Source organism: Modestobacter caceresii, from assembly GCF_000761485.1.
Lineage (GTDB): Bacteria > Actinomycetota > Actinomycetes > Mycobacteriales > Geodermatophilaceae > Modestobacter > Modestobacter caceresii.
Genome location: NZ_JPMX01000091.1, coordinates 18,985 through 30,228, shown reverse-complemented (window position 1 = coordinate 30,228; position 11,244 = coordinate 18,985). Strand labels below are relative to the sequence as shown.

Annotated in this window: 9 protein-coding genes; 2 read left to right on the top strand and 7 right to left on the bottom strand. The window is 72.8% G+C overall.

All coding sequences use genetic code 11. From position 1 onward, the window contains the following. Positions 1–28 precede the first annotated feature (28 nt). From IN07_RS18245 to IN07_RS18215, 7 genes are all read right to left on the bottom strand, one after another. Positions 29–2,278, bottom strand: a complete 2,250-nt coding sequence (locus tag IN07_RS18245; protein WP_081975527.1) for a beta-glucosidase — start codon at positions 2,276–2,278, stop codon at positions 29–31. Positions 2,279–2,428: 150 nt separating this feature from the next. Continuing rightward, positions 2,429–3,427, bottom strand: a complete 999-nt coding sequence (locus IN07_RS18240) for a LacI family DNA-binding transcriptional regulator (RefSeq protein WP_036338432.1) — start codon at positions 3,425–3,427, stop codon at positions 2,429–2,431. A 140-nt stretch (positions 3,428–3,567) separates the two neighbouring features. Then, on the bottom strand, positions 3,568–4,752 hold the full coding sequence (locus IN07_RS18235) for an alpha/beta hydrolase family protein (RefSeq protein WP_036338429.1): 1,185 nt from the start codon (positions 4,750–4,752) through the stop codon (positions 3,568–3,570). A gap of 16 nt (positions 4,753–4,768) precedes the next feature. Further along, the gene (locus IN07_RS18230; RefSeq protein WP_036338426.1) at positions 4,769–5,737 is read right to left on the bottom strand and encodes a fumarylacetoacetate hydrolase family protein; all 969 of its coding nucleotides are present in this window, start codon (positions 5,735–5,737) and stop codon (positions 4,769–4,771) included. After that, complete coding sequence (locus IN07_RS18225; RefSeq protein ID WP_036338423.1) at positions 5,737–6,675, bottom strand: VOC family protein; 939 nt, start codon at positions 6,673–6,675, stop codon at positions 5,737–5,739. The genes IN07_RS18230 and IN07_RS18225 overlap by 1 nt, the downstream gene beginning before the upstream one ends. A gap of 15 nt (positions 6,676–6,690) precedes the next feature. Further along, positions 6,691–7,821, bottom strand: a complete 1,131-nt coding sequence (locus tag IN07_RS18220; protein WP_036338420.1) for an FAD-dependent oxidoreductase — start codon at positions 7,819–7,821, stop codon at positions 6,691–6,693. A 14-nt stretch (positions 7,822–7,835) separates the two neighbouring features. Beyond that, complete coding sequence (locus tag IN07_RS18215; protein ID WP_036338854.1) at positions 7,836–8,834, bottom strand: cyclase family protein; 999 nt, start codon at positions 8,832–8,834, stop codon at positions 7,836–7,838. Positions 8,835–8,941: 107 nt separating this feature from the next. On the opposite strand from IN07_RS18215, the gene IN07_RS18210 reads away from it, so the two are divergent. Both IN07_RS18210 and IN07_RS18205 read left to right on the top strand, forming a co-directional pair. Next, positions 8,942–9,898, top strand: a complete 957-nt coding sequence (locus tag IN07_RS18210; protein ID WP_036338417.1) for a LysR family transcriptional regulator — start codon at positions 8,942–8,944, stop codon at positions 9,896–9,898. Positions 9,899–9,983: 85 nt separating this feature from the next. Continuing rightward, positions 9,984–11,222, top strand: coding sequence for an MFS transporter (locus tag IN07_RS18205; protein WP_036338851.1), 1,239 nt, complete (start codon positions 9,984–9,986; stop codon positions 11,220–11,222). Positions 11,223–11,244 lie beyond the last annotated feature (22 nt).

Sequence of the window (11,244 nt, the reverse complement as noted above, 5' to 3'; positions counted from 1 at the left end):
CGCCCCCCGCCCCTCTCCTCGTGATCGGTCAGCGCACCCGGAACGTCGTCCCGGCGGTTGCCTCGACGGACCCGCCCACGTGCACCTGGTAGGTGCCCCGGGGGGTCTGCCACGAGTCGGTCGACTCGTCCCAGTACTGCGCCAGCCGCAGGTCCTCGGCGGTCAGCGTGATCTCCACCTTCCGGTGCTCACCGGGCTGCAGGGTGACCTGCTCCCAGCCGACCAGCCGCCGGAACGGCTCACCGGCGCTGTCGGGCAGGGTCACGTAGGCCTGGGCGGTCTCGGTGCCGACCCGGTCACCGGTGTTGGTGAGTCGGAAGCGGATCCGGACCTCCTGGCCCTCCTTCGTGCTGGCCGGGGTGACCTTCACCTTGTCGTACTCGAAGTCGGTGTAGCTGAGCCCGTGGCCGAAGGCGAACAGCGGCTCGATGTCCTGGGCCTCGTACCAGCGGTAGCCGACCTGCAGCCCCTCGCTGTACTCGACCTGCCGGATCTCGGTGCTGCCCTCGGGTCGCGTGGTCGAGCCGTCGGCGAACGTGCCGGGGTACCGCTCCGGTGAGGCCGCCGTGGGGGTGTCGGCGAGGGAGACGGGGAACGTCATCGGCAGCCGACCCGACGGGTTCACGTCGCCGAACAGCAGGTCGGCGGTCGCCGGGCCCATCTGCTCACCGGCGTACCAGGTCTCCAGCACCGCCCGCGCGTCGTCGACCCAGGGCATCTCCACCGCGCTGCCGGTCTGCAGCACCACGACGGTGTCCGGGTTGGCCGCCGCGACCACCTCGATCAGCGCGTCGCCGTCGCCCTGCAGCCGCAGGTCGGGCAGGTCGCTGAACTCACCGGACCGCTGGTACCCGAAGACGACGGCGACGTCGGCCTGCGCCGCGGCCGCGGCAGCGGCGGTCACGTCGCTGCCGTCGGAGTAGGTGACGGTCGCGCCGTCCTGTGCGGCCCGCTCACGGATCGCCGTCTCGGGGGAGACCAGGTCCTCGCACTCCATCGTCCCGGCGTCGTTGAACCGCCAGGCCATCGAGCAGACCGAGGCGGCGCTGATCCCGTCGGTGGGCGTGCTCGACGCGGTGGGCCCGATGAGGGCGATGGTGTCCCCGGCGGTGGGCGCCAGCGGCAGCACGCCGTCGTTGGCCAGCAGGACGCTGCCCTCCGCGGCCACCCGACGGGCGAGGGCCTCGTGCTCCGGTGTTGCGGCGTCGGCGACCGGGGTGGTCGGCAGCGGGTGGTCGAACAGCCCGCCCGCGAGGTAGGTGCGCACCACCCGGAACGCCGCCTGGTCGATCTGCTCCTGGGTGACCTCGCCGGCGGCGAGCGCCTGGTCCAGCAGCTCGGGGGTGAAGAAGACCGGCCGGTTCAGCTCCTGGTCCAACCCCGCGTCCAGGCTCGGCGCCGTCGAGTGCACGGCGCCGAAGTCGCTCAGCACGTACCCGTCGAACCCGAGGTCGTCCCGGAGGACGTCGTCCAGCAGCGGGTTCTCGCAGCCGTACACGTCGTCGATCTGGTTGTACGAGCACATGACGCTGGCCGGGTCGCTGCGGTCCATGGTGATCTCGAACGGCAGGTCGTAGATCTGCCGGCGGGTCCGCTCGTCGATGTCCGATGAGCTGAGCTGCCGGTCGAGCTCCTGCTCGTTGCCCACGTAGTGCTTGAGGTTGGCCAGCACGGCGCGCTCGCCGTCGCCGCTCTCCTGCAGTCCGTTCACGGTGGCCGCGGCCAGCACCCCGGTGAGCAGCGGGTCCTCACCGAAGTACTCCGCGGTCCGGCCGGAGAGCGGGGTGCGTCCACTGGCGAGGCCGGGGCCCAGGACGACGTTCTTCCCCGTGGCGAAGGCCTCCGCCGCCACGGCCGCGCTGCGGTCGTACGTCAGCTGCTCGTCCCAGGTGCTGGCGACCGAGATGGGCGCCGGGAACGCGGTGACGCCCGGGGTGAACCGGACGCCGTCGGGTCCGTCGGTGTAGACGACGGTCGGGGTGCAGGGAACCTGCACCGGATAGGTGACGCCGGAGAACTCCGTCTGCTCCGGGGAGTTGGCCGGCTGCTCGACCAGCCAGCGGTACTTCTGGTGCTGGGTGCTGGCCTCGAGGAGGGCGTGGGCCCGCTCGTCCGGGGTCTTGCTGGTGTCCGTCCAGGGGTACGCGGAGACGTCGGAGCAGTCGGCGGCGGCCGCGTTCGCGGGCGCGGCGACCACCACGAGGGGGGTCACCAGGCCGGCGAAGGCGATCGGGAAGACCGCGCGGCGGACGCCTCGGCGGGGTGGGTGGGTCGTCATGGACAGCGTCGTCCTCTCGGGGATGGGCAGGACCGTCCGGGCGCTTGAAGCGCTTCAATCCGGACCGTGCGGTCAAGGTAACGGGCGTCACACCAAGGGTCAACGGTGGGACGTCGGACCTGACCGGCGGGCTCCCGGGGAGCCGGCGGGTCACCGTCCGACGGTGCTCTCCCGCGGGATGAGGAACGGCTCGAGGGTGACCGACCGCCGTCCGTCCGCCGGGCTGCCGTCCAGCTGGGCCAGGAGCATCTGGGTGGCGCGGCGGCCCATCTCCTCGCCCGCCTGGTCCAGTGTCGTGATCGGGATGACGCTGTTCCAGGCCGCGCGGTTGTTGTCGTACCCGACGACGGCGACGTCCTCGGGCACGCGCAACCGGCCGTCGACCACCAGCGACTGGATGAGGCCCAGGGCCAGCAGGTCCGCGCCGGCGACGACGCCGTCGGGGCGGTCGTGCGCCGGTCGGGCGAGCAGCTCGTCGCCGACCCGGCGGCCGTCCTCGACACGGACGCCGGGGGTCTGGATCCGCTCCAGGGTCACCGCGCCACCGGACTCGCGGACCGCGCGCTCGACGCCCTCGAAGCGCTGCCGCACGACGGCCAGGTCGTCCGGGCCGGCGAAGACCAGCCGCCGGCGGCCGAGCTCGATCAGGTGCCGGGCGGCCAGGTGCCCGCCGTGCACGTTGTCGGTCTGCACCGTCCAGACCTCCGGCCCCACCGAAGGGTCGTTGAGGACCACCAGCGGCATGCCGCGTGCGCGCAGGGACGTCGTCTCGCCCGCCGCGTTCTGCTGCGGGGCGAGGAGCACGCCGGCCACGCGTTCCTCCTCGAAGAGGTCCAGGTAGGTGTGCTGCTTCGCGTCGTCGAGGTCGGCGTTGGCCAGCAGCACGTTCATGCCCGAGCCGCTGGCCTCCTGCTCGGCGCCGCGGGCCATGTCCAGGAAGAACGAGTTGCTCAGGTCGATGACCACGAACCCGAACGTCGAGCTGGTGCCCGAGGACAGCGACCGGGCCGCACCGTTGCGCACGAACCCGAGCTCGCCGATCGCGGCCTCCACCCGCCGCCGGGTGGTCTCCGCCACCTTCGCCGGGTTGTTGAGCACGTTCGACACCGTGCCCAGCGAGACGCCCGCCGTCCGGGCGACGTCGATCATGCTCGGTGACGGTCTGCGCACCTCGCTGCTCCGCCCCTCGCTCGACGCCGGTTCCTCCAGGGACCCGGACGATAACCCGAGCCTTCGGAGGAGCGGTGTCGCGACGAGCTGCGGCGGCCGGGTCGCGATGCCGCAGGAGGTCAGCCGCGGGCAGCGGCGAGCTCGGCGAAGGTGTCGGCGACCCAGTCGGCGATGTAGGTGCTGACGTGGGAGAGGTGGTCCAGGCCGATGTGCTCGGTGGCCCCCTCCTCCGCGGTGAAGACGCGCAGCTCGCGCTTGGGGGAGTTGACCGCCTGGTCGTAGGAGCGGTGCGCGTACGCCAACGGGATCTGCCGGTCGTTGGCGCCGTGGGCGATCAGGAACGGCACGCTGATCTTCTCCACGACGCCGTCCAGGCGGACGTCGTCGGCGAAGTCGAGGAAGGCGTCGAGGTCCTCCTCGTCCCCGCTGTGGCCCCACACCCACAGCACGTGCTCCCAGTAGTGGGGGACCGGGCGCTCGCCCTCGCGCTCCCGCCGGCGGCGCTGCACGGCGCCCCAGTCGTGGTTGGCGCCCCAGGCGACGCAGAGCGCGAAGCGCTTCTCGAAGGCCGCGGCGCGGGGGGCGTAGTAGCCGCCGAGCGACCAGCCGACGATCCCGATCCGGCTCGCGTCGACGTCCTCGCGGGTCTCCAGCCAGTCGATGCAGGCGCCGGCCCACACCTCGGCGTCGATGCGGGCGGTCAGCCCTTGCAGCCGCAGCGCCTCACCGGTGCCCGGCTGGTCCAGCATCAGGCAGGAGATGCCGCGGGCGGCCAGCTCCTCCCAGTGGTTCGAGGCGTACATGTGCTCCTTGGTGGAGTCCAGCCCGTTGACCAGCACGACGACGGGGGCCGGCCCGTCGTCGGTGGCCGGCGCCTGGCTGAAGTACGCCGGCAGCGTCGTCCCCTCGTAGGGGACGGCGACCCGGCTGACCCGGGGGCTGTGCAGGTCGAAGGCCTTCTGCGCCAGCTCGAGCATCCGCCGGTAGGTCGGCACCCGGTCGGGGTTGGCGTGGGAGAGCATCCGCTCGGCCTGGGCCAGGTAGTTGCTGGCCCGGAACCACAGCTGACCGGCGGTGCGGGTGTGCCCCGCCTTCTCGGCGTCCTCGGCCTGACCGACCAGCTGGTCGGTCAGCGTGCGCCAGGCGCGCAGGAAGGCCGGGGTCCCGGCGTCCTCGCCGGCGGCCGCGGCCTCCTTGATCGGCCGGCAGGCCCGGTCGACCTCCTCGATCAGGCCGCCGGAGTTGAGCGTCGCGACGACGCCGAGGTTGTAGGTGTACGGGCCGTCGGGGAAGTACTCGAACACGATGTCTCTCTCTCGATCAGGGGGTGCGCCGGCGGGTGCGCGGGCGCGGGCGGGCCGGGGCCACGGGCGGCAGCTCGATCCCGGGGACGACGCGGTTGCGGATCGTGCCGATGCCCTCGACGGTCATCTCCACGACGTCGCCGGGTTGCAGCGGCGGCGGGGCCTGGTCGCCACGGCGTCCCCACAGCTCGGCCAGGCAGCCGCCGTTGCCGCAGGTGCCCGAGCCGAGCACGTCCCCGGCGCGCACCACGGTGCCGCGGGAGGCGTAGGCGATGAGCTCCTCGAACGGCCAGGCCATGTTGGACAGCAGATCCTGGCCGATCAGGACGTCGTTGACCCAGACGCGCATGTCCAGGGTGAGGAAGCCGTCGTGGTCCCGGTACGGCTCCAGCTCGTCGGCGGTGACCAGCCAGGGGCCCAGGGTGGTCGCGGAGTCCTTGCCCTTGGCCGGGCCGAGCTTGACCGCCATCTCCCGCCGCTGCAGGTCCCGGGCCGACCAGTCGTTGAGCACGGTGTAGCCGAAGACGTGGTCCCCGGCCTGGTCGGGGGTGAGGGAGGCGCCGTCCCGGCCGATGACGACGGCCACCTCGAGCTCGAAGTCGAACAGCTGCGAGCCCGGCGGGACCGGGACGTCGTCGTGCGCACCGACCAGTGCGTGCGGGTTCGTGAAGTAGAAGGTCGGGGCCTCGTACCACTCCGGCACGACCCCGGCGCCCTGCCCCATGCCGGCGACGACGCCCTCGACGTGTTCCTCGAAGGCGACGAAGTCCCGGACGCTGGGCGCCTCCAGCGGGGGCAGCAGCCGCACCGCGTCGAGCGGGACGGCGGGCCTGTCCAGCGCAGCCGCGCCGGCCGCCAGCGCGGCTGGCAGCCCCGCGCGGACGAGGTCGCGCACCGTCGTCCGCGCGGGGAGTCCGTGCAGGCCGGCGTCGGAGACGACCCCGGCCCGCACCTGTCCGCCTTGTTCGTAGGTGGCGAAGCGCATCAGACCGGCGGGGCCACGAAGAGGCCCTTGTCCGGGTCGTTGAACGAGCGCTGGGCGACGAACTCGTTCATCGCGTTGGCGGTGCCCCACTGGTCGGAGACCTCGGGGTCGCTGAAGTCGTAGACGTGTGGGTGCCAGCTGTCCTCGTCCAGCACCTCGAGCTCGGTCGTGTACTCGACGGTGTTGCCGTGCGGGTCGAGGAAGTAGCTGAAGGTGTTGTTGCCGGCCCTGTGCCGACCCGGGCCCCAGATCTTCTCCACGCCCTGGCGCAGCAGCCGGCCGGTGCCGCGCATGTACTCGTCGATGCCGCGCAGCTCGAAGGAGGCGTGGTGCAGCGACGGGTGCGGGCCGCGGGCGACCGCCATGCTGTGGTGCCAGGCGTTCGTGCGCAGGAACCACATCATGTTGCCCATCCGCGGGTGCATCAGGGTGTCGGACAGGGCGAACCCCAGGTGTTTGCCGTAGAAGGCGACGGTGCCCTCGGGGTCGGCGGAGTTGAGGACGACGTGGCTCAGCCGGACCGGGATCGACTCGCCCTCCTCGATCGTCCGGTGCTGCCGGACGGCGACGTCGGAGCTGATCTCGACGGTGCGGCCCTCGTTGTCGAAGAACCGGAAGCCGTAGCCGCCGCCGGGGGTCTGCAGGGTGTCCGGCTCGCCGATCAGCTGGACCCCGTCGGCAGCAAGCCGGCCGGCGAGGGTGTCGACGTCGGCGGCGGTGGCCGTGCCGAAGGAGACCAGGTCGACCCGCTTGTCGGCCGACTGCCGCAGCCGGACGATGTACTGCTCCGGCGAGCCCTCGGCGGCCAGGAAGGTGAGGCCGGAGTCGGTGTGCTCGGCCTTCAGGCCCCACGTGTTGGTGTAGAAGTCCAGCTGCTTGGCGTGGTCGGGCACCGCCAGGTCGACGTGCCGAAGGTGGGTGATCAGGCGCTCGGTCATCGGGGGTCCTTCGGCTCAGGCGGGCTGGCTGGTGAGTTCGGCGATCTGGCGGAAGAGCGCGGGCGCGTCGCCCTGCACGTGGTCCAGTTGCCACTGGGCGAGGGTGTTCGAGGCGTCGACGACGGTCTTCGCCCGTGCGTACCGCCGGGCGTGGAAGGCGTCCCAGAGGTCCTGGTCCAGCACGGTCCGCTCGGTGAGCAGCTCGGCCAGGACGACGGCGTCCTCCAGGGCCATCGCGCCGCCCTGGGCGATGGTCGGCGGGCAGGTGTGCGCGGCGTCGCCGATCAGCACGACCCGGCCGCGGTTCCACGGCTCGTCGAGCACGTGCGTCTCGAACCAGGTGTAGTTGACCCGCGAGGGATCGGTCAGCGTCTCGCGGATCTCGTCCCACGGGCCGTGGTAGGCCTCGGAGAGCTGCCGCATGGTGGCCAGCTGCTCGGCCGGGGAGAGGGCGCTGCGGTCCTGGGCCGGCTCGACGATGTAGGCGTAGAGCGAGTCCTCGCCGGTGGGGCAGTAGCCGGCGATGAACGACGGCCCGCCGTAGTACAGGTCGGTACGCGTGACGCTGGCCGGACGCGGGCCGAACGCCCGCCAGATGCCCATGCCGATCGACCGGGTCTCCAGGTTGATCCCCAGCGCCCGGCGGGTCCAGGACCGGAGGCCGTCGGCGCCGACCACCAGGTCGTAGCGGTGGGTCGAGTGGTCGGAGAAGGTGACGTCGACGCCGTCGTCGTCCTGGGTGAGCTCGGTGAACGTGGTGCCGTGGCGGAGCTTCACGCCGACCTCGGTGGCCCGGTCACAGAGGATGCGGGCCAGCTCCGGGCGGGGCATGCCCATCGCCGCGGGCAGGTCCGGGCCGCCGGTCTTGGCGTCCGGGATCTCCGCGAGCACGGAGCCGTGCGGGTCGGGGGCCCGGATGCCGGTGACGTCGAAGGCGTAGCCGGCCGCGGCGACCTGCTCCCAGACGCCCAGCGTGCGGAGCTCCCGCAGCGCATTGCCCTGCAGCGTGATGCCCGAGCCGAGGGCGGCGACGTCCGGCTTGATCTCGAGCAGGTCGACGGCGACACCGCGGCTGGCCAGGTGGATGGCCGTGGCGGCACCGGCCAGACCGCTGCCGACGACCAGGACGTTGTTCACTGCGGGCACGGGGGACTCCTTCGTCACTTGACCGCGATCGGGTTGACCGGTGCGCCGACGGCGCCGGTCACGGGCAGGGGAGCGGCGGTGAGGAAGAACTCCCAGACGCCGTCGGCCACGCAGTCGGCGGCGAGCGCGTCGAGGTCCCACATCTCGCCGAGGAACAGGCCCATGTTGGGGATGCACACCTGGTGCAGTGGCTGGAAGGCGACGTCGAACTCGTTCGGCCGCACCTCGAAGCCCCAGGTGTCGGTGGCGATGCCGGCGATCTCGGTGCCGTGCAGCCAGTCGGCGGTGGTGAACGACAGGCCGGGGGCATCACCGCCGGCGTAGTCGCCCCAGCCGCGGCCCTCGGCGATGTCCCGCCGGGCGCGGGCCAGCCGACCGGTGCGCACCAGCAGCAGGTCGCCGCGGCCGACCCGGGCGGTCTCGCCCTGCACCGCGATCGTGGCGGTGAGGTGCTCGGTGGTGATGGCGAAGCCGTCGGGCAGCTCGCCGTCGGTGCCGAGCGCCCGGCCCACGTCGAGCAACACCCCGCGGCCGGCGAGGAGCGAGGCCACGGTCTCGATGCCGGTGACCGCGTCGCCCGCGCTGGTGACCACGTCGCCCGCGCGGCGGCCGTTCCAGGCCATGCCGTGGTCGAAGATGTGGCCGAGCCCGTCCCACTGGGTGGAGGCCTGCAGCGGCATGAAGACGACGTCGTCCGCGCCCCCCAGGCCGTGCGGGAAGCCCTGCCCGCGCTCGGCGTCGGTTCCGGTGTCCAGCATCGTGTGCACCGGGTTGGTGCGCCGCCGCCAGCCCTTCTGCGGGCCGTTCATGTCGAAGGACTGGGCGAGGGAGAAGCTCGCCCCGCGCCGGACCAGCCGGGCGCCCTCCAGGCGCTTGGCCTCGTCGAGGAAGTTCAGCGTGCCGAGGACGTCGTCGGCGCCCCAGCGGCCCCAGTTCGAGCAGCGCTTCGCAGCCGCGGCGATGGCGGACTCCGGGTCGGAGCGGTCGAGCTCGGTCGGTGCATCGTGGGTCACGTCGGTCTCCTCCTTGAAGCGACCCACGTGACGTTCGGCGACGGCAAGTGATCAGGGAAGACGAGAGTGCTGATGCACGGCATAGACGGCGTGGATACTCCCCGTCCATGAACATGGCCCGGCTGGACCTCAACCTGCTGGTCTCCCTCGACGCCCTCCTGCAGGAGCGCAGCGTGACCCGGGCCGCGGCGCGGATGGGCCTGAGCCAGCCGGCGCTGTCGGCGTCGCTGGCGCGGCTCCGCCGGCACTTCGACGACGAGCTGCTGACCCGGGCGGGGAACGAGTACCGGCTGACGCCGCTCGCCGTCCAGCTGCGGGAGCTGTCCCGGCTGGCGCTCGCCGGGGCGGAGCGGGTGTTCACCGCCCAGCCGGAGTTCGACCCGTCGTCCTCGACGCGGGAGTTCACCGTGCTGGTCAGCGACTACGTCGTGGTGGTGCTGGGCGACACGCTCGCCGGGCTGCTCGGCGAGGAGGCGCCGCACACCCGGCTGCGCCTCACTCCGCACTCACCGGCCCTGGTGGAGCGGGCGGAGCAGACGCTGCTGGGCGCCGACGTGATGCTGCTGCCGCACGGCTTCGTCAGCGACCTGTCCCACCGAGACCTGTACCGCGACGAGTGGGTGTGCGTGGTCTCCTCGGACAACCCGGTCGCCGACGCCGGCCTCACCGTGGAGGACCTGCGGACGCTGCCGTGGGTGGTGACCTACCACGGGCAGACCGCGTCGACCCCGGCCGCGCGGCAGATGCGGATGCTCGGCATCGAGCCGCGCGTGCAGGTGGTGACCGAGGACTTCATCACCGTGCCGACCCTGGTCGCCGGCAGCGACCGGATCGCGCTGTTGCAGCGGCGGCTGGTGGACATGCTGCCGCTCGGCGCCGGGATCCGTGCCCTGCCCTGCCCGTTCGAGGTCGGCCCGCTGGTCGAGGCCATGTGGTGGCACCCGGCGCTGGACGACGACCCCGAGCACCGCTACCTGCGGGACGTCATCGCCCGGGCTGCCCGGCAGGCCGTCGGCGGTCCGCTGGTCATCGACGAGGCTGATGCCCCACCCCAGGAGAAGTGATTTCCGCTCGGGCGGCGCCCTCCTGACACTCCTCGGTCAGTGAAGCCGGTCACCGTGGACCGGCGCTGACCCCCTGGAGATGCCCGTGTCCGAGTCCGCACCGAGCCGCCCGCGGCTGTCCGCCCCGCCTCCCGCCGGCCAGGTCGTCGTCGACCCCGCCACCGGCCGCCCCGCCGGGCGCCCGCAGGTGACCGTGCTGCTGTTGTCCAGCTGCCTGGCCGTGCTCGGCTCGGTGCTGCTCGCGCCGGTGCTGCCGGCCATCGAGGACGCCTTCGCCGGCACGCCCGGGGTCCAGGCGCTGACCCCGATCGTGCTCACCGCGCCCGCCCTGGTCATCGGGCTGACCGCGATGATCGCCGGCCGGATCGTGGACCGGGTGGGCCGCAAGCGGCTGCTGGTCAGCGCGCTCGTCGCCTACGCCGTGGTCGGGACGGCGCCGCTGTGGCTGGACTCGCTGGAGCTCATCGTGGCGAGCCGGGTGCTGGTCGGGCTGACCGAGGCGGCGATCATGACCTGCTGCACCACGCTGCTGGCCGACTACTTCTCCGGTCCCGAGCGGGAGCGCTACTTCGGCTACCAGGTCGTGTGCACCACCGTGGCGGCGACGTTGTTCTTCGGGTTGGGCGGCGCGCTGGGCGAGAGCAGCTGGCGGGCGCCCTTCTGGCTGTACGCGGTGAGCCTGCCGCTCGCCGTCCTGGCTGCGCGGCACATCTGGCAGCCGGCGACCGGCCCGGCTGCGCGCACCGGGAAGCTGCCGGCGCTGCCCTGGCACCAGCTGGCCGCGCCGGTCGGCGTGACCCTCTTCGGCGGCCTGGTGTTCTACGTGCTGATCGTGGAGCTGTCGTTCAAGCTCGACGCACTGGGAGTCGAGTCCACCGGCACGATCGGTGCGGTCAGCGCCATCGGCTCGCTCGGCACCGCGGCGGGCGCCTTCGCCTTCGGCCGGCTCACCCGGCTCGGCCCGGTGGTCACCATCCCGGTGGCCTTCCTCCTCTCCGGCCTGGGGCTGATCGGCCTGGCGATGGCGTCGTCGGTGCCGGTGGTCGCGGCCTGCGCCGTCGTCACCGGGCTGGGCAACGGGCTGTTGCTGCCGGCGCTGCTCAGCTGGGCACTGGGTTCGCTGGGCTTCGAGCAGCGCGGCCGGGCCACCGGGGTCTGGACGTCGGCGCTGTTCCTCGGCCAGTTCGTCTGCCCGCTGGTGGTGCTGGCCCTCAGCGGCGCGCTCGACGGGCTGGGTTCCGCGCTGACGGTGCTCGGTGCGCTGTCCGTGGTGGCCGCGGTCGGTGTCCGGCTCGCCCGGCCGACGGCGGTGGCCGCGCACTGACCCCGGTCGGCCGGGGCGGGTC